Here is a 19,535-nt window from a genome sequence, read left to right on the forward strand (position 1 = left end):
ATGAAACCGACCTCACCAATTACGTTGGCAGCATCTGCGCTGGTTCTCGCGCTGGCGTCATGGATGATTCTGGCACAGTTTTTCGGTGCGCTCGGGCCGCGAAGTTGGTGGGACCTGGGGTTTCCCTGGTTGCTCACAGCAGTCTGTGTGGCGGCAGCGCGGTGGATTAAGTCGGTACTGAAAGAGGCGAAGGTCGGGCAGGATCGCAGTCAGGTGCAGCCGTTAACGTTGTCGCGATGGCTGGTGGTCGGTACGGCATCCGCGTGGTTGGGTGCGATTCTCGGAGGACTGTACGCCGGTGGCGTGCTGTGGGCCTTGCCGAAGTGGACGGAACTTGCGGCCGCACAGGCCGATGGACCGATCATGATTGTCGGCACAGTATCTGGCATTTTGCTCGCTGCGGCGGGGTTGTGGCTGGAAAAAGTTTGCCAATTGCCAACTGATGGCGAAAATTCTTCGCCTCCTAGCGGGGAAATGGGAACTAACTCGGTAGGGTGGGAGTTATGACTGACCTCTCCAACGCCGGTAATGACCCGAAGCGCTCGGGTGATGCCGCATATTTTCAGAGCGACGCGGCAGCTACTTCGTCGGATATGGCTGAGTCTCCGTCCCCGTCGCCTTCTTCAGCCTTCGAAAGCTACTCCGCTGGAGCTAATTCCGGGGCTGATGCGGCATATGCAGATGAGCAGAGCAATGATGTGACGAAATTTAGTTCTACCGATGGTATGACGGAGAAAACCGCCGTCATTCTCATGGTTGTGCTGCTGGTGCTCGCGGTGATTGCCAGTATCGTCATGCTCTTTGCCAGCTCTGCCGGCTGGATGAAGGTTGCCGTGCTGCTGGCGTTGTGGTCGGCAGTTATCGGGGCTGTGCTGGTGACTCGATACCGCAAGACTATTGCGCTGGAGCGCAAGCGGTTGGAGACAATCGAGGAGCTGCACAAGGTGGAGCTTGACCGCGAGCTGGCCACTCACCGTGAGCAGGAACTGATTCTCGAGCAGAACTACTTGGATTCGCTTGAGGGCAACAACGATGACAACATTGCGGCGCTGCGCGCTGAGGTCTTTGCACTGCGCGCCCAGCTTGCTGAGTTCATGGGTGAGGATTTCGACGACGAGCAGGTTGCTCTTCGCGCTCAGGCCGAGCGTCTGCGTGAGCTTGACTCGCCGCAGCAGGCTTCGCCAATGAAGAACCCGACAGGCCACGACCGGCCGACACCACGCGCGACTTCCCACCGTGCTGAAATGACCGCCAACGGCACTGTCGGTGCTCATACCCAGCACGGTGGCACTGGCTCCGCTTCGCCGGTTGAAGATGCCGAGGCCACCGACATGCGCCGTACATTCTCGCCGTCTGGTCAGCCGGTTGACGTCCCCGAAGTCGCCGACTCCAAGGATGACGAAACCGTTTCCAAGGAGAAGTTCTCCACTAACTCTTTCCGCGCCATCAACTGGCAGGAAACCCCGGCCGAGGACGCCGCAGAGGAAGATTCTCAGGGCGGTGCGCACGAGGCACACGGTGCACGGCACCCATTCGCTGCGCCGGAATCGGACGCCGCCTCGGACTCTCCGACTCGCCAGCTGCAGACCATTCGCGATGAGGACCTCGCAAAAGAGCCAGCTCAGGCTCCTGAACAGGAGCCTGCAAGCCACGGTCGGCGCCGTGCTGAGGACAACAAGGGCAGCCTGACGGTTGCCGAGCTGATGGCGCAGATGCGCAAGAAGAGGGAGCAGCGCGAGGACGAAGAAGCCTAGTCGCTTACCGAGTGTGCGCGACCTACTCACCGCACATAGCTGGTTTGGTCTAACCTAGTCAGTCATGACGCAAAGCCAGCATGATTCCCATCCCCATCGGACAACCGCTCCGCGGTTGACGGTGGGGATTATTTCTGCCGGAAAAGTCGGGGTTGCGCTCGGCCAGGCGTTAGAGCGCTGTGGACATCGTGTCACTCACGTGGTCGCGCGCTCACCAGAATCTGTCACACGAGCGCATCTACGTCTCCCGAACGCACAGGTCAGCAGCATTGCCGACACAGCTTCCACCTGCGAGCTCATCGTCATCGCTGTGCCGGATCGCGCCATCGCAGAGGTCGCCGAGGAAGTCGCCCGCCACGTTGGTCCCGGGCGCATCGTCATGCATACTTCTGGTTCCCTCGGGCGTGCCGTGCTCGATCCGGTCGCGCTCACCGGCGCGCTGACCATCGCCGCCCATCCCGCAATGACATTCGCAGGGCTTGACGACGACTCCGAGCTCCTGACCGGTTGCCCATGGGGTATCACGGTCGGGGATGAGCTCGCGAAAACAGTCAGTGAACTGCTCATTGGTGAACTCGGCGGTCGTCCGGTGTTCATCAACGAACGGCACCGCGGCCTCTATCACGCGGCCATGGCACACGGCTCAAACGGTCTGGGCGCAGTTGTGGTCGATGCAGTAGAAATGCTGGCAACCACTATCGGCGGAGATGCAGCAGCCGAAGACACCGACATAGCTGAGCTGCGTCGAGGCCAAGCCGCCGAGCTGCTCCGCCCACTGCTGGAAGCTTCATTGGACAATGCCTTGAGGTGGGGTTCCCGGGGGCTGACTGGCCCGGTGACGCGGGACGACTTGGGGACTGTCGTCAAGCACGAACGTGAAATTGAAGCGGTGGCGCCGGAAATGGGAACCGCCTACCTGGCCCTCGCCGAGCGCATCGCCGAGCTGCGCGGCGCCAACGAGGTTTTGCGGTACCTACGCCGATGACCTGAGCGGACTGGCTGTTCTGGTCATCCGGGATGTGGCGTAAGGTATTGCCGTCGGACGAAAAGCTTGGTCCGGTAGATCTGAACGCGGAGGAAACATGACGGGTTATACCGCCGGAGAGACAACTGTTCACAAGACTATTGCGGGAATCGCGCAGGTCACCCGTGCGTTGCGGAAGACCGGGCGGCCGGTGGTGCTTGTACCTACGATGGGTGCGCTGCACCAGGGGCACCTTGAACTAGTACAGGCCGCGAAGACGCTGCCGCGCGCGGTTGTGGTGGTGTCGATTTTTGTCAATCCGCTGCAGTTCGGTGAGGGGGAGGACTTTGACGCCTACCCGCGCACTCTGGAGGAAGACGTGGAGAAGCTCCGCGCTGTAGGTGCTGAGCTGGTCTTTGCTCCGAACGCGAAGGAGATGTACCCCAACGGTTTCCGTACGACCGTGCAGCCGGGTCCGCTGGCGTCGGAGCTTGAAGGCGCTACTCGCCCGGGGCATTTCGCCGGCGCGTTGACAGTGGTTAACAAGCTTTTCAACATCACCAACTGCACTGATGCTGTTTTTGGTGAGAAGGACTACCAGCAGCTGTGCCTGATGCAGCAGATGGTCACTGACCTGAATATGCCGGTGCAGCTGCACGGTGTGCCAGTGATCCGCGAGGCCGATGGGCTGGCTATGAGCTCCCGCAACCGCTACCTCTCCGAGGAGCAGCGCAATCTCGCAGTAACCCTGTCCGCTGCGCTGACTGCCGGTGCTTTTGTCGCGGACCGTGGTGCGGATGCTGTGCTGGAAACCGCGCGTGGTGTGCTCGCCAGCCAGCCTGAGGTCGAGTTGGATTACTTGGAGCTGCGTGACGCTGCGCTCGCCCCGCTTTCCGACGAGGCGTTGCGCGGCGACGGCCAGGAGACTGAAGCTCGCCTACTGGTTGCTGCGAAGGTCGGCACTACTCGTCTCATTGATAATGTTGGCTTGATTCTGGGTGCGCCGCGCCCGGATTCGGCAAACGGTTTCGGTCAGCTCGGGCAGAAGGACGCCGAAATTGCGTCAGCGGCCCTGTCGGCTGCGGGTCTGGACGGCGAGCTGACTGAGCAAGAGGCCGCTGAGTTGGCTGAGCTGCAGGAAAAGGTCCGCGCTGCTCGAGATGCCCGCCTGAAAGATGAGTCCAGCAAAGAAAACCTGAAGAACGCCGGCTTTGGCGTTGAGCAGGACAGCGAGTAGGACGGCTTTTCGAAGTAGTTTTTCGTGGCTGGGAAGTTGTCGTATTATAGTGTGCCGACTAACAACCTGCCACGCTAAGGGGTGCCGCGGTAGGCAAGCATCCAGGGGACGAATCCAGGAAGGGACCTACCTTTTTCATGTTTCGCACTATGTTGAAGTCCAAGATTCACCGTGCCACGGTGACTCAGGCTGATCTTCACTACGTTGGATCGTGCACGATTGACGCTGATTTGATGGAAGCGGCCGACCTGCTTGAAGGCGAGGCCGTCGACATTGTCGATATCAATAATGGCAACCGGCTTACCACTTACTGCATTACCGGAGAGCGCGGCTCGGGCATCATTTCCATCAATGGTGCCGCCGCTCGTCTGATTTCGCCGGGTGACCTGGTTATTATCATCGGCTACGGCATGATGGATGACGCTGAGGCGCGTACGTACAAGCCGAATGTCATTTTCGTCGATGAGAATAACAGGATTCTAGAAAGCGGCACTGACCCGGCGGATGTGCCGGAAGGCTCTGATTTGAAGAATCCGCGTAGTCCTGAGAACCAGGGCTAGTCCACGCAGCCCGCAGAGCTGGGTCTCGACTGCGTAGTTGGAGGGAAAGCCGAGCGGGAAAACCACACACCAGGGTGTTTACTTTGCGTTAAATTGTAAGCCATTAGACCGTCAGCTAAAGCTCATTGGCGAGTTGATCTTTAGAAACCGAAAGGTAACGCAACGTCCTTAGCTTCTTAGAGGATCTAAAAGTTTTAGTTTTCCATTTCCTCATCTAGTCGAAGCTATACAAAGGCGGTGTCCCCCGTGGTTCGTATTGGCAAGAATCTGCTGACAAATCCGTTTGCTACCTCTCGCAGCTCCCTGACCTGCACTTACAAGTGTGGTAATGCTTGTGCTGACGATGCTCCGAATGAGTTCTCTGACAACCAGTACTTCGGTGATGTTGCGAAGCAGGCATTCTCCCAGCGCGCATTCTCCCGTCGTGCTGCACTGAAGGTCACTGGTGCTAGTGCTCTTGCGGTCGGCGGTGGCGCCGTGCTGGCCGCTTGCTCCTCTGATGATTCGGGCAGTGCCGCAGGTGGCTCCGATGCCTCCGGTACCACTGCTGCCGGTGACGGTAGCAAGGGCGAATCGCCGGAGGGTATGCGTTTCGACGCCGTTAAGCCGAACACGGAAGACGCAGTCGTTATCCCGGACGGCTACGAGCAGAATGTTCTGATTCGCTGGGGCGACCCAATCCACGAAGGTGGCCCGGAGTTCGACTTTGACAAGCAGACTCCGGAAAACCAGCTGAAGCAGTTCGGCTTCAACAATGACTTCGCTGGCCTGATTAAGGCTGAAGACGGCACACTGCTGTACGTCTGCTCGCACGAGTACACCACTGAGCCGATGATGTTCCGTGCCTACAAGAAGGAAGATGCCACTAAGGAGCAGGTCGACATCGGACTGGCTGCCCACGGGCAGACCATCCTTGCTGTGGAAGAGGATGACAAGGGATTCCTGAAGCCGATCCTGAGCGACAAGCGTAACCGTCGTATCACTGGCTTCACCGAGTTCACAGTTGACGGTCCGGCTGCTGGTCACGATCTGCTGAAGACCAAGGCTGACCCGAGCGGTATGAAGGTCGAGGGAACTTTGAACAACTGCTCCGGTGGTGTTACTCCGTGGGGTACCTACCTGTCCGGCGAGGAGAACGTCGACCAGTACTTCGGCAACGTTGGCAAGCTCAAGGACGAGGACACAGTTAAGAAGCTCAAGCGCTACTCGGTCAAGAATGAAGAGCTGTCCGATCGCGCGTGGGAGAAGTACTACGACCGCTTCGATGTCTCCAAGGAGCCGAATGAGCCGAACCGCTTCTTCTGGCTGGTGGAGATTGACCCATCTGACCCGAACTCCACCCCGGTCAAGCACACCGCACTGGGTCGTTTCAAGCATGAAGCCGGTCAGATTTACGTCACCGACGACGGCACGGTTGTGTGCTACTCCGGCGACGACGAGCGTTTCGAGTACATCTACAAGTTCGTCTCTTCCCGCAAGGTTAAGGAAGGCGACCTCAAGCACAACATGGGCATTCTGTCCGAGGGCACGCTCTACGTCGGTAAGTTCAACGGTAATTCCGAGTCCGAGATTGACGGCTCCGGTGAGCTGCCGAAGGACGGCCGTTTCGACGGTGACATTGAGTGGCTTCCGCTGATGACCGCCAAGGCAGACGGCAAGCACGAGTCCCACGTTGATGGCATGACCGCCGAAGAGGTCTGCATCTACACCCGCATCGCCGGTGACAAGGTCGGTGCGACTCGCATGGATCGCCCGGAGGATATCGAGCCGTCCCCGAAGACCGGTAAGGTCTACGCGGCGCTGACCAACAACAAGTACCGCGGTAAGGCGAGCCCGGATAGCTCTGGCAAGACCCAGGACAACAAGGCCGCCAAGAAGACTGATGGCGCAGGGCGCCCCTATGAGGGTGCGACTGAGGTTGCACCAATCACCGAGAACAAGAATGGCCTTGTTCTGGAGATGGAAGATGACCACGCTGGTACCAAGGGCAAGTGGAACCTTCTGCTGGTCTGCGGTGACCCGAACGAGGCTTACACCTACTTCGGTGGCTTCGACAAGGAATCGGTCTCGCCAATTTCCTGCCCGGACAACGTCACCTTCGACGAGTACGGCAACCTGTGGGTTTCCACAGACGGCAACGCCCTGGACTCCAACGACGGCCTGTTCGCCGTTGCTGTCGAAGGCGAGCGTCGTGGTGAGACCAAGTGCTTCCTGACTGTTCCGGTTGCTGCTGAGACCTGTGGTCCGCAAATCTTCTCCAACCGCGTGATGGTCAACGTCCAGCACCCGGGCGAGATTGAAACGGATCAGGGCCACCCGGTCGGCGACAACCCGGACCCGACCACCAACCCGACCTCGCACTGGCCGGACGGTGGCAAGGAGCAGCCACGCCCGGCAGTCGTTCAGGTTGTACGCACTGATGGCAAGAAGATTGGTGTGTAGGTTGCCCTTGGCAAGGAGCTAAGCAAAAACGCGCGGATTAGCGCGTAGACCTATCGCGGCGCGTCTCGAACGAAAATAATGTTCGACGACGCGCCGCGACTGTATTCGGTAGAAAGTTAGTAATCGGGCGTTTTCTCAGCGCCACCACACTATCGATGGGATTAATCCTAGTGAACAGCATTGTCATAATCGGCATCATCCTCGTTGTCATCGGGGTCATCGTCGTTGTTGTAGCGCGTCGGAATACTCAGGTTCCGGGGTCTGATCGGGAGCGCTTCGTCGATCCACTGATGACTGATGAGTACCGCAAGTACGGCCCAACCTCTGTCGCACCGGGCGCAATCCTGAACTACGGTGGTGCCTCTCATGTTGTGCGCGGATCACTTGAGCTCTCTCAGGGACCGTTCCGCTGGTGGGAACATCTCGTCGACGGTGGGGCAGATGGTTCTTGGTTCGGCGTTGAGGAAGATGAGGGTGAAGTCATCCTCACCTGGTGGCGCAAGCTTCCAGGTAGCTTCAAACCAGCTAATCCCATCGTTGTCGACGGTGTGGAGTACTGGGAGGAAGAGCGGGGGACCGCCCGCTACACCGCGATTGGCACCACTGGGCTGCCGCCCGAGGGGGCTACGGACTTCGTCGACTACAAGTCCGGTGACGGTCGCTTGCTCGGACTGGAACGCTACGGTGACTCGATGTGGGAGGCATCCACCGGTATTAGGATTCTTCCCGGTGAGATTGATGTTATGGCAGCGCCGGACCATAATCCGGACACGGACAATCGCTAGTGACGGTCACTATGTCGCTGGCAATTCTAGATGTGCCGTTCAAAGACACCGCTGCGGAGCAACTCCGCGTTGCTTTTGACGGCCAAGTCCCGGACACCCTCTGCGAGGCGGTTATCTCACACCCCGACGGCAAAACACCGTCGCTGACGCTCGGTGTCCTCGGAGCGTCGCATGTGGTTTTCGTCGGTAAGCGGGAGAACCCGTGCTTTACCGAGGAGATTTCCTGTACTGCGACACACGGTGTGCCTCTGAGCGGGGCGGGCGTGATGGTGAAAGCTCGTGTGGAGAACCTCTCGCCAGAAGCCTTCGCTCAGCGCGCAAATGCTTTACGGCGTGAGTTCGGAGCGGGACATCCCCATTCGGTCGTCGCAGAGTTTCCCGGTTCTCCCGGCGCGCTGACTGTGTTGTCTGCGGAGCCGATTGAGCAGGGGTATCGCTGGGATACGTGGCACGGCTACCCGCCGGGGCAGCTCGTGTGGACGTCGAATACTTGGACTGCCGTTGCTGGTAACCATGGGGCTGAGGCAGACCGCGTAAAGGGAGGTTCCTGAGTCTATGGGACGCGGAAGTATTGGTTACGCACTGATCGTTGTCGGCATTATGGTCACGCTGGCTGGTTTCTTCGTCGGCGGGAAATCTGCGGAAGAGAGGATTAGCGAGCGCTATCAGTCCGCGCCCGGCGCAGCATCTGCGACGCAGGTCAGCAGCGGAATTGATCGACGTTGGACCTGTGGCGACCGCGACCCCATTGAGGTGGGGCGTGAGCTGAAAGAAGAGATCAAGCCACAGGCCTACAACGAAGATGGCGGGGCGGCGTACCTGAGGACGAAGAAGCACCTGTTCATCGTTTCGCGTCAGACCCCTGAGGCAGGGTCGAAGGACACGTGCCTGATAACCAGAGAATCATTTAGTGGCCGCTATTCGGGTGGGCACTTCATCTATCTCGGCCCCGGTTTCGGTCCCTCCGCCCCCTCCGGCGGTTCGGGTGGATCGGCCGGATCATTCGGAGGAGCGAAATAAACATGGGCCCAGTAACGTACATGGCCACCACCGGGACGGCTATCCTCACGGCGCGGTCGGAGACATCAGAGACAGCGCAGTCAACAGTGGGCGAGCATCTGGCCGTCGGAGTACCGGCCACCATCGGTTACTTCCTTGCGGGTGCCCTAGTGCTTGTAGTCGGATTCATTGTCCTTGATCTGATTACCCCTGGGAAACTGCGCGACCTGGTGTTTCTCGAAAACCGTGCGGGCGCCGCGATGATAGCGGGCTCACAGCAGATTGCGCTGGCCTGCATTGTCGTTTCGGTAATCCGCGCATCCGACGACGCCCTGATGATTGGCCTGGGGGAGACCCTCGTCTACGGTGCCCTCGGCATTGTGCTGCAGGCAGCATCGCTGCTGGTGCTGGAAGCCCTGATTCCGGGGCGCTTCCGTGATGTCGTGATGGACGCGAAAGTACGCCCCCGAGCGGCGTTGGCTGCGACCGCCTTCATCGTTATCGGTGTGATTAACGCGGTGGCGCTGTCATAGATGGAGACCACCACGACTTCCCGGCGTTGGCGGGCTCTCCTGCTGGGCTCTGTGGCGGCCTGCGCTGCCTGCGGCCTGGTCTATGAGCTGGCGCTACTGGCGCTGTCGGCTTCTCTTGGCCGCGGTGACGTCGTTGCGAATTCCCTGATTGTGGCCGGTTATGTCGCAGCGCTGGGTTTTGGCGCCGTCGTGGCGAAACCGTTTGTGCGCCGTGCCGCGGTGTCTTTCCTCGGTATCGAGTGTGCTTTGGGTTTGCTCGGCGGTGTGTCCGCAACCGCCCTGTACTGGGTATTTTCGGTTACAGGTGAGAGCCTAGGAGCATTGGTCGCTGCCACTTTCATAATCGGAACGCTGGTTGGCGCCGAGGTGCCGTTACTCATGACACTTCTGCAGACCGGTCGGACGTCCTCCGCAGAGGACACCGGTCGCGTGCTGGCGAATCTCAACGCCGCGGACTACTTCGGAGCCTTGGTCGGCGGTTTAATCTGGCCGTTTGTGCTCCTGCCTACAGTGGGAATGCTGAAGGCCACTGCCATCGCCGGACTGATCAACGTCACCGCGGCATTGGTAATTGCCGCGCTGCTACTGAAGCAGATGTTGTCCCGCCGGGCACTTGTCACAGCTGTCGCCGCCCTCGTCGCGGCGCTGGTTGGGTTGGTTGCGTTGCTGGCCGGAATCCGGGACATCGAGGCGACCGCCCGGCAGTCGCTCTACGCCCAACCCATTGTTTTTGCCAAGCACTCGAAGTACCAGGACATCGTCGTCACCCGATTTGGCGGGGACCGGCGGCTTTATCTCGACGGGGGACTGCAGTACTCCAGTCGTGACGAGTACCGCTACACCGAGTCGCTGGTCTACCCGGCGGTGGATAAAGACACGAAGTCGGCATTGATTCTCGGCGGGGGAGATGGGCTGGCTGCCCGGGAGCTGCTGCGGATGCCCAACATCGAGCGCATTGTTCAGGTCGATCTGGATCCGGACGTCATCGAGGTCGCCCGCACTGTGCTGCGGGAAGATAACGGCGGCAGCCTGGACAATCCCCGAGTGGAGAAGGTTACTGCGGATGCTTTCGCATGGCTCCACGATCAGGCACGTGGCAAGACCCAGACGCAAAAATTCGACGCCATCTACGCAGATCTTCCCGATCCCGACAACGCAGTGTTAGCCAAGCTTTACTCTCAGGAGTTTTACGGGTTCATCCGTACGGTGGCCGCGCCGGGCGCGAAGCTGGTGGTGCAGTCGGGTTCGCCATTTTCGACGCCGCAGGCCTTCTGGCGCACCGACAGCTCGATTCGTGCCGCAGGCTGGTCGACCACTCCGTACCATGTGCATGTTCCCACCTTCGGGGACTGGGGGTTTGTACTCGCGCAGGCCGAGCCTGAGCCTCCTACGCTCGAGCTTTACGACGGCGCCCCGCCGCTGAAATTCCTCACTCCTGACGTGGCTCGGGCTGCGGCTGTGTTCGGTGCTGATAACGGTCCGCAACAATTGGAACCGTCGACACTGGCTCATCCTCGAATTGTGGAGGATATTCGTCGAGGTTGGCGGCAGGCGGGGGAGTAGTGCGCTGAGTATTTCGCAAAGAGCCGGGCGAGTAGCAGGTCGGCGGTGTAGTCGGCTAACCTTTATAGCCGTGACTGACGCGAAGAAGACCCCTGAAAACACCGCCACCGTTCCTGAGCAGCTGCGCATTCGACGCGAGAAGCGTGACCGCCTGCTCGAGGCTGGAATTCAGCCGTACCCGGTCGAGGTTCCCCGTACGCACTCTCTCAAGGATGTCCGCGAAGAGTGGGGCCACCTCGAGGCCGGCGAGGAGACTCAGGATGTCGTGACCGTCATTGGTCGTGTCATGTTTATCCGTAATACCGGCAAGCTCTGCTTTGCCGCTCTGCAGGAGGGCGACGGCACGACCCTGCAGGCCATGCTTTCCAAGGCTGAGGTCGGCGAGGACGCCCTGGCTGCTTGGAAGTCGGACGTAGATATGGGCGACTTCGTCCTCATTACTGGCCGCGTAATTTCTTCGCGCCGCGGCGAGTTGTCCGTAATGGCTACCAAGTGGCAGATGGCCTCGAAGGCTCTGCGTCCATTGCCGGTGTCGTTCGCTGATCTGTCCGAGGACAGCCGTGTGCGTCACCGTTACACGGACCTGATTATGCGTGAGCAGGCTCGTACTAACGCACTGACTCGCATCAAGGTCATCCGCGAGCTGCGCCACGCCCTTGAACGTCGCGGTTTCCTCGAGGTCGAAACCCCGATGTTGCAGACTCTGCACGGCGGTGCAGCTGCACGTCCATTCGTGACTCATTCCAACGCTTTGGACATTGATCTCTACCTGCGTATCGCGCCGGAGCTTTTCCTCAAGCGCTGCGTCGTCGGCGGTATGGAGCGAGTCTTTGAGATTAACCGTAACTTCCGTAACGAGGGCATCGACTCCTCGCACAGCCCGGAGTTCGCGATGCTGGAGTACTACGAGGCCTTCGGCACCTACGATGACTCCGCCCGCACCGTCCGCGAGGTCATTCAGGAAATCTGCGTCGCGGTCTTCGGTTCGACGACCGTTACGCTTGCCGACGGCACGGAGTTCGATTTCGGCGGCGAGTGGAAGCAGATTGAGATGTACCCGTCGCTGAACGAGGCACTTGCTCGCAAGTTCCCTGGTCAGCCGGAAGTCACCATCGACTCGACCGTCGAGGAGCTAAAAGCAATCGCCGACGTGATTGGACTTGAGGTTCCGGAGAAGGGCGGCTGGGGCCACGGCAAGCTGGTCGAGGAAATCTGGGAGCTGCTCTGTGAAGATCAGCTCGACGGTCCTATTTTCGTCCGCGACTTCCCGGTCGAGACCTCTCCGCTGACTCGTCAGCACCGCTCCAAGCCGGGCGTGACCGAGAAGTGGGATCTTTACGTCCGTGGCTTCGAGCTGGCTACCGGCTACTCCGAGCTGGTTGACCCGGTTGTCCAGCGTGAGCGCTTCGAGGACCAGGCGCGACTGGCCGCCGGTGGCGACGACGAGGCCATGGTTCTAGACGAGGACTTCCTGCACGCAATGGAACAGGGCATGCCGCCGACGACCGGTGTGGGTATGGGCATTGACCGCCTGCTGATGGCCTTGACCGGTCTCGGTATTCGCGAAACCGTGCTGTTCCCGATTGTGAAGCCGGAAGCGTAAGCGACGCTTCTTTTTAGCATGAAGTTATTCAAGTAGTGGTCAGCCGGAAAATTACGGCTGGTCGGCGAATTCATGTGTAGTTATCCCGGTGTTATCACCGGGATTATCTTTATCCCGTAATTTCTTCACCCATGACTTCGGTAAATGGGAATAAGAAAATTAATCGGCGATCCGTATTGCGCTTGGGAGCAGCAGCGGGAGCGGTAGCGGTGGCCGTCAATAGCGTCGGGACGCGAGCAGTTGCATCGGCGGCTCCGAACCAGGCGCCGTTTCCATTAACAGGTTTGACCAGTGGCCTCGTGGTGACGGATCTGGAAGTCGTGACCGTGACCGATACGTCAGTGACATTTTCGTGGGCGACGTATGCAGGCCCACATCCAGCGTGGGGGAAGCTGGCTCCACTGGCACCGGCCGATACTGAAGTTGCGCTAGTGCCAGTCGACGCTGATGAGGGCGGCGAGCTGCCCGTGGTGTATAAGGACGAGGCGCAGGTTGGCTACCACTTTGTGACCGTCGATAAGCTGCGGCCTGGAACCACGTACCGTTTCGAATGTCGATCGAATGGGCTGGTCGCCGAGCCGGGATTAATTACCCGAAACCTCCCCGATACGCCTGAACAAACTGGACGGTTCACGACGTTGGTCGCTCCGGAGGGGGAGTATCTGACCACGATTGCCATCCTCAACGACACGCATATCGGCGAAAACGGGCACGGTATTGTTGTCGGCAATTTGCCTGCACCTATTTTCCCTGAAGCCGGTGCCGCACCGTACCCCGAGGTCATGTTGACGGCTGCCCTCGCTGAGCTTCGGGGGATGGGTATTGAAAGGGTTTTCATCAACGGTGATGCCACGTCGGAGGCACGTCCGGTGGAGGTACGTCGATTTGCCGAGATTATGAATACTTTTGGCGCTCAGGGGCAGCAGTGGTTTGTCACCCGCGGAAATCACGATCGTCCGCATAAGCCAGATGCCGATCCGTCTGCTGGCTACGACGAATTCCCGGTTTTGGAGGGCACCGAAGATCATCGCGATCCCTTCGGAGTCCTACTGGGGCGTCCGCGACAAGAACTGTGGGTCACTCAGCAGGGGCCGGTCCGCGTCATCGGTCTGGATTCGTCGAAATTGGATCAGTCCGGTGGCGAGATTAGCCCGGGACAGTTCGATGCACTAGAGCAAGAACTACAGCGCGACCCCAACAAGCCGACGGTTGTGCTGGCTCATCACCCAATTACTTCTGAGGCTGGCTGGACAAATGCTGCCGGCCCCATATTCATTCTCAATAGCGCTGATGCACGACGTTTGCAGCAGCTGCTTAACGACGCTTCGGGTGTATTCTTCGCGGGAGCAGGTCACACCCACCGTGCAAAGCGTACTCGCGGTGATTTTGGTGCCGGCGTTGATTATTTGGAGACCGGCGCGTGCAAGGCATACCCCGGTGGCTACACGCTGCTGCATGTCTATTCCGGTGGTTACCAGGTTAATTTCCATCGTTTGAGCAGTGAAGATGCGCTTGCGTGGACTGCGCGTGCCCGTTGGGCGATGTACGGCTTCGAGCCCGAGGCGCTGCTTGGTGAGCTCGCTGATCGCAACTACGTTGTTAACCGTGTTATCGCCTGACAAGTTAGAAACCTGAAAGTTTTCTGTTACTTGGCAATGTTTTTTCAATTCCTGTGACAACGGTCACGTGATTCATTTATTGTTATGCCAGTAATAGTTCTGACTCGAAAGGCCATGATCACATGAGCGAGAAGAAGAACCGCGAAGATTCGACTGTCGGCCGCAATAACCCTGGTCGCGACGCTATCGGAGCGGCAATGCGGTTCATCACGTCGATTACTGGTTCGGACTTCGCCCAGAAGTACGACCTTCAGCCAAAGATCGACCGCGTGGTGTACCAGTCCACCAAGTCCGGTTTTAAGACCCTTGGTGCCGCGAATCGTCAGTTTAAGAAGATTTCCGGTTCCGGTAAGCCGGAGCGTCCGGCTGAGGAAGCCCAGGCTGCACAGGAGGCCGCAGCCGAGGAGAAGGCAAAGAAGCTCTTCGACCTCACCCCGACCGAGGATCAGCAGATGATCGTCGAGACGGTGAAGGAGTTCGCTGAGTCTCGTCTGCGCGAGGCTGCTTACAAGTCCGACCACGAGGCAACTCCGCCGGAGAACCTCGTCTCTGAGGCTTCTGAGCTGGGCGTCACCATGATCAACGTTCCGGAGGCTTTCGAGGGCATCGCTACAGGTGAGGACGTCACCACCAACGCGCTGGTCGCAGAGGCTCTGTCTTACGGAGACATGGGTCTGGCTCTGGCTGTGCTGGCTCCGGCCGGTGTCGCTGCCACCCTGACCGCTCACGGCTCCGACTCGCAGCAGAAGACCTACCTGCCGGCATTCGCTGGCGAGAACGTCCCGGCTGCCGCTGTTGTTCTCGCAGAGCCGCGTCCGCTTTTCGACGCGCGCAAGCCTGAAACCACCGCGAAGCGCGAGGGCGATTCGCTGGTACTCAACGGTGTTAAGTCCTTCGTTCCGAACGCCGGCGCAGCTGAGCTGTTCATCATCGGTGTTGAGCTCGAGGGTAAGCCAGCTCTGGTTATCGTTGAGTCCGACACTGAGGGCCTCCACGTTGAGGCTGACCCGTCCATGGGTCTGCGCGGTGCCGCAATGGGCCGTGTCATCCTGAAGGATGTCAAGGTTCCGGCTGAGAACATTCTCGGCGGTGCTAGCACCTCTGCTGAGGATCGTGAAGAGGCATACCTCGACATTCTGCGTCGTTCCCGCCTCGGCTGGGCTGCGCTTGCAATGGGTACTTCTCAGGCAGTTCTCGACTACGTCATTCCTTACGTCAACGAGCGTCAGGCATTCGGCGAGCCGATTTCCCACCGCCAGGCAGTGGCCTTCATGGTCGCCGACATCAAGATTGAGCTCGATGGTCTCCGTATGATCACCCTCCGCGGTGCTTCCCGCGCTGACCAGGGTCGCGGCTTCGCTCGCGAGGCAGCTCTGGCTAAGACCTTCGCCACGGAAAAGGGTATGAAGATTGGTTCCGACGGTGTGCAGCTGCTCGGTGGACACGGCTTCACCAAGGAGCACCCAGTTGAGCGCTGGTACCGTGACCTCCGCGCAATTGGTGTCGCCGAAGGCATCGTCGTTCTGTAAACCGCTAGATACTTCAGCCGAAAAGAATTAAGAGGAAAGAAAATGATTAACCTCGAACTGCCGAAGTTCCTCAAGGCGGGCGCGTCCCAGTCGCATCAGGCCGCCGCTGAGATCTTCCGACCGATTTCCCGTAAGTACGATCTCGCTGAGCACGAGTACCCGAAGGAACTCGACACCCTTGCCTCCATGATGGACGGCATGGCAGATGGTGGCCGTGGCTTCTCCGGTGCTTCCGGTGGACGTGGCGATGACAAGAAAAAGAAGCGTACCGGTGTGAAAAACGGTGGCAACATGGCTTCGCTGCTCAACGTTATTGAGACTTGCTGGGGTGACGTGGGTCTGACCCTGTCCCTGCCGTACCAGGGTCTGGGTAACGCAGCTATCGCAGCTGTTGCTACTGATGAGCAGCTGGAGGCTTTCGGTAAGACCTGGGCTTCCATGGCAATTACCGAGCCGTCCTTCGGTTCTGACTCCTCCGCTGTTTCCACCACTGCCAAGCTCGATGGTGACGAGTACGTCATCAACGGTGAGAAGATCTTCGTTACTGCTGGTGAGCGTTCCGATTCCGTCGTTGTGTGGGCGACCCTGGACAAGTCCAAGGGCCGCGCTGCCATCAAGTCCTTCCTGGTGAAGAAGGGCACCCCGGGCTTCACCGTGGAGCGCCTGGAAGAGAAGCTGGGTATTCGTTCCTCGGATACTGCAGTGCTCCGCCTGGACAACGTCCGCGTTCCGAAGGAGAATCTGCTGGGTTCCCCGGAGATTGACGTTAAGAAGTCCTTCGCCGGCGCAATGGCGACCTTCGACAACACTCGTCCGCTGGTTGCGGGTATGGCCATCGGTGTCTCCCGTGCTTCGCTGGAAGAGCTGCGTCGCATTCTGGAAGAGGCCGGCATCGAGATTGACTACGATGCACCGGCACACACCCAGAGCGCTGCTGCAGCTGAGTACCTGAAGCTGGAGTCCGATTGGGAGGCTGCGTACCTCCTGGCTCTGCGCGCTGCGTGGATGGCTGACAACAAGCAGCCGAACACCCTGGAGGCTTCTGAGTGTAAGGCCAAGGCCGGCCGCGCAGGCACTGAGATCTGCTTGCGTGCCGTTCAGCTGGCAGGCACCTTCGGTTACTCCGAGCGTAACCTGCTGGAGAAGTGGTCCCGCGACGTCAAGATCCTGGATATCTTCGAGGGAACCCAGCAGATTCAGCAGCTGGTTGTTGCTCGCCGCACCCTGGGGCTGTCCTCCAAGGAACTGAAGTAATTACAGCTTCAGAGCAATCTACATACTGGTGAGCCGGTAAAAGTTCACTTGAGATGCTCAAGCCACATTTCTTAAAACACCGTCCTTCCATGACCTGGTAGGGCGGTGTTTTATTTTGCGCTGTTGTAGTCGTGTGTTTTTTGTTGTTGTGCTCCTATTTTTCCGAGATTAGAGGAAGAGTTCATCTATTTTTCATCTTTAGGTTCTAGGCTTATTGGCCATGAGCATTTCCCGCCGGGCCTACCTCTCTGTTGCAACTCTTGCTGCAAGTTCAATGGCCGTCGCGAAAACCTCGGGAGCGTACGGCCTGGAGTACGTCACGTCGGGGCTGGGGCTTACCCAGTCGGATTCCAAGTCGTGGCAGGTACTGGCTAGCGACTTGGAGGTCATTACTGTTACAGATACGTCAGTGGCATTTACATGGGCAACATATGCTCCGGGAGTGCAGACAGCGTATGGCTTTATTAAGCCGACCGTTCCTTCGGATGAGCGGGTGCTGCTTGCTCCAACGGATTCAACGCAGCTAGAGCTCGTGCACGAGGGGTACTCAGAGTCGGGCTACCACCATGTGGTCATTGACGGGTTGGAGCCGGGACGGGAGTACCGCTTTGAGTGCTGGTCCCACAACTGCCGCGCGGTCCCATCGCTGAATATCACCTTGAGCAAGACGGCGCCGGAGAAGACAGGCGTCGTAAGTACTCTGCCAGCGTTGGCGGGTGCACATTTGGCGACGTTCGCGCTGACGAATGACACACACATTGGTAAGCCCAATCATGACGGCATTCGCATTGGCAACCTCGGTCTTTCCTCTGATCCAGGAGAGCAGCCTTTCGCCTCTATGCAATTGCAGGGACTGGTGGACACGGTAAAGGCTGCCGGGTTAGATACTCTCGTCGTCAATGGCGATTGCACGGATAGCAACCGTCCTGAGGAGTATGACGAGCTCATCAGGGTTTTGGATACTTTCGGTGAGTTTGGGAAAAACTGGTTTGTCACCCGTGGTAATCACGATGTGCACCCGCCCGGACTGCCCAATATCAATGGTTTCCGGGGACGCGGAATCCGCAAGGGCAAGACCGCGGTTCCGGATTACTTCAGCCAGCGTCTTGTGCCGACGCAGCAGCACTGGTCGACTCGCGTCGGCGAAGTGCGTCTCATCGGTGTTGATACTGCCGAGTTTGGTTATGCAGGTGGGCGTATTAATGAGCGCCAGATGCGTGCATTGCGTGCTGAACTAGCAGAGGATCCAGAGCGTCCGACAATTTTGTTTGCGCACCACCCGTTTACTCAGGATGCGGTGCGTTCGCATTTCGGTGGTGAGGCATTCATGGTCGAGGCTCAGCAGGCCAAGATTTTCCAGGAGATCCTGGCTGCCACGCCGGGTGCCAAAGGTGTGTTCGCTGGTCATACGCACCGCAGCCGTCGTGGTATCGCTGACTATGGGGATACGGACTTCTGTGAGCGGGGTGCTGCACTTGGCTATCCGGGTGGATACACGCAGATTCGAGTGCACACTGACGGTTACCAGATCAGCTACCACCGCACCACAACACCGCAGTCGCTGGCCTGGTCAACGAAGACTCGTTGGTCGATGTTCGGGTTGGAGCCAGAGTTTATGCTGGGAAAGATCTCCGATCGGAACTACGTCAATTTCTTCAAGAACAAAGTGCCGCTCTGAGCTAGTGCTAGCTTCTAGCAGGGTACGCTGGGCAACGCATAGTGTTAATGGAAAATACGTAGTGGCAAGTTCCGCTGTGGGCGAAGTCGCAAGCCACCACGTTATTGGCCGAGCACAAGTGTGGCTCTGAAGTAATAAGGAATTTAGCGATGACCGACCAGTACAACCCGCGTTCGTCCTCCCCGCAGGATTGGGAGCAGGACGGTTATGCAACATCTGCCTGGGAGCAGCCGCAGGGTGGGGCTCAAGACGAGTACCAGCCTCAGTACCAGTACCAGTCGCAGGGGCCGAACCAGGGAGGTTCACCCCAGCAGTATCCGGCTTATCAGCAGGCTCCGGTACCTGAGCAGAAGAGCAACAACGGTCTGTACGTGGTTTTGGGCATCGTCGGTGTCGCACTTGCAGCGGTCGCCGGTATCGGTGGCGCGTACTACCTGAATAATTCCTCCGATAATTCCCCGCAGTCTCCCGATACGGTTGCGGCAGGGGACTCGTCGTCAAGCACTGCGTCCCCGGCGCCGGTGGAGACGTACACGGAAACCTATACCCAGACCGTCGAGCCGGAAACGACGAAGCAGCCGGAGAGCAGCGCTCCTACCACTACGCAGCGGGGAAATTTTGGTCTTCGTGCGTTCGGTATGAATCGCGATGATATCGATGCCAAAGGTTGGGTTGGCAGTACCGCTCGCTGCTCGGGTGGGTATTACGCGCGTGTGTTGGCGGAGACTTCTTCGGGTAAGGCCGTGATTTGTGAGAACTCCAATAACCGCCAGCAGCACCATTACATTGGTGACTTCGGTGAGATTTCGGATACCCCGGATGCGTACACAGTAGATAGTTTCTCCGGGAACCGTGCTGTCGCGAAAAATGGTGGCTACACGTATACCGTCACTCCGAATGCGGTAACCGTGACCCAGGACGGCGAAGAGATTTTCCGTGAGCCCGTCACGGACTACGGTGTTTTGAACGCTGGCTAATCAGCTCTAGTTCTTCCTAGGACACGCAAAAAGGACGC

The 19,535-nt window shown here is 58.8% G+C and carries 16 protein-coding genes and 1 pseudogene; all 17 read left to right on the forward strand.

Features of this window, described 5'->3' with window-relative positions:
- Nucleotides 1–507 carry a DUF3180 domain-containing protein gene (locus HMPREF2860_RS01130; RefSeq protein WP_038626653.1) on the forward strand — a complete coding sequence of 169 codons (507 nt, stop codon included), beginning with the start codon at nt 1–3 and terminating at the stop codon, nt 505–507.
- Nucleotides 504–1,754, forward strand: coding sequence for a DUF6779 domain-containing protein (locus HMPREF2860_RS01135; protein ID WP_038626651.1), 1,251 nt, complete (start codon nt 504–506; stop codon nt 1,752–1,754). Before HMPREF2860_RS01130 ends, HMPREF2860_RS01135 begins: the two co-directional genes overlap by 4 nt.
- A 64-nt stretch (nt 1,755–1,818) precedes the next feature.
- Nucleotides 1,819–2,739, forward strand: coding sequence for a Rossmann-like and DUF2520 domain-containing protein (locus HMPREF2860_RS01140; protein ID WP_038626649.1), 921 nt, complete (start codon nt 1,819–1,821; stop codon nt 2,737–2,739).
- 97 nt (nt 2,740–2,836) lie between these two features.
- Nucleotides 2,837–3,778 (forward strand): annotated as a pseudogene (gene panC, locus HMPREF2860_RS01145) (pantoate--beta-alanine ligase); the annotation flags it as partial.
- A 314-nt stretch (nt 3,779–4,092) separates the two neighbouring features.
- Complete coding sequence (panD, locus tag HMPREF2860_RS01150) at nt 4,093–4,515, forward strand: aspartate 1-decarboxylase (protein ID WP_038626645.1); 423 nt, start codon at nt 4,093–4,095, stop codon at nt 4,513–4,515.
- A gap of 246 nt (nt 4,516–4,761) precedes the next feature.
- Nucleotides 4,762–6,957 carry a PhoX family protein gene (locus HMPREF2860_RS01155; protein WP_049181133.1) on the forward strand — a complete coding sequence of 732 codons (2,196 nt, stop codon included), beginning with the start codon at nt 4,762–4,764 and terminating at the stop codon, nt 6,955–6,957.
- 170 nt (nt 6,958–7,127) lie between these two features.
- Nucleotides 7,128–7,742 (forward strand): DUF4178 domain-containing protein, encoded by a 615-nt coding sequence (locus tag HMPREF2860_RS01160; protein WP_049181134.1) that lies wholly within the window; start codon nt 7,128–7,130, stop codon nt 7,740–7,742.
- Between the two features lie 11 nt (nt 7,743–7,753).
- Entirely contained in the window at nt 7,754–8,293 is a 540-nt protein-coding gene (locus HMPREF2860_RS01165; RefSeq protein WP_141745472.1) for a DUF2617 family protein, read from the forward strand.
- 4 nt (nt 8,294–8,297) lie between these two features.
- Entirely contained in the window at nt 8,298–8,762 is a 465-nt protein-coding gene (locus HMPREF2860_RS01170) for a DUF4247 domain-containing protein (RefSeq protein WP_070560456.1), read from the forward strand.
- Between the two features lie 2 nt (nt 8,763–8,764).
- On the forward strand, nt 8,765–9,274 hold the full coding sequence (locus HMPREF2860_RS01175; RefSeq protein WP_083309487.1) for a DUF350 domain-containing protein: 510 nt from the start codon (nt 8,765–8,767) through the stop codon (nt 9,272–9,274).
- Entirely contained in the window at nt 9,275–10,837 is a 1,563-nt protein-coding gene (locus HMPREF2860_RS01180; RefSeq protein ID WP_070628474.1) for a polyamine aminopropyltransferase, read from the forward strand.
- A gap of 70 nt (nt 10,838–10,907) precedes the next feature.
- Entirely contained in the window at nt 10,908–12,440 is a 1,533-nt protein-coding gene (lysS, locus tag HMPREF2860_RS01185) for a lysine--tRNA ligase (protein WP_038626637.1), read from the forward strand.
- Nucleotides 12,441–12,571: 131 nt separating this feature from the next.
- Entirely contained in the window at nt 12,572–14,059 is a 1,488-nt protein-coding gene (locus HMPREF2860_RS01190) for a metallophosphoesterase family protein (protein WP_038626634.1), read from the forward strand.
- A 122-nt stretch (nt 14,060–14,181) separates the two neighbouring features.
- Complete coding sequence (locus HMPREF2860_RS01195) at nt 14,182–15,588, forward strand: acyl-CoA dehydrogenase family protein (protein ID WP_038626632.1); 1,407 nt, start codon at nt 14,182–14,184, stop codon at nt 15,586–15,588.
- 42 nt (nt 15,589–15,630) lie between these two features.
- Nucleotides 15,631–16,842 carry an acyl-CoA dehydrogenase family protein gene (locus HMPREF2860_RS01200; protein WP_049181140.1) on the forward strand — a complete coding sequence of 404 codons (1,212 nt, stop codon included), beginning with the start codon at nt 15,631–15,633 and terminating at the stop codon, nt 16,840–16,842.
- A gap of 220 nt (nt 16,843–17,062) precedes the next feature.
- The gene (locus HMPREF2860_RS01205; protein WP_070560458.1) at nt 17,063–18,520 is read left to right on the forward strand and encodes a purple acid phosphatase family protein; all 1,458 of its coding nucleotides are present in this window, start codon (nt 17,063–17,065) and stop codon (nt 18,518–18,520) included.
- Between the two features lie 149 nt (nt 18,521–18,669).
- A complete protein-coding gene (locus HMPREF2860_RS01210; protein WP_070560461.1) occupies nt 18,670–19,497 on the forward strand; it encodes a hypothetical protein in 828 nt (275 codons plus the stop codon).
- The last annotated feature ends 38 nt before the right edge of the window (nt 19,498–19,535 follow it).

The organism is Corynebacterium sp. HMSC064E10, from assembly GCF_001812505.1.
GTDB classification, from domain to species: Bacteria; Actinomycetota; Actinomycetes; order Mycobacteriales; family Mycobacteriaceae; genus Corynebacterium; species Corynebacterium amycolatum.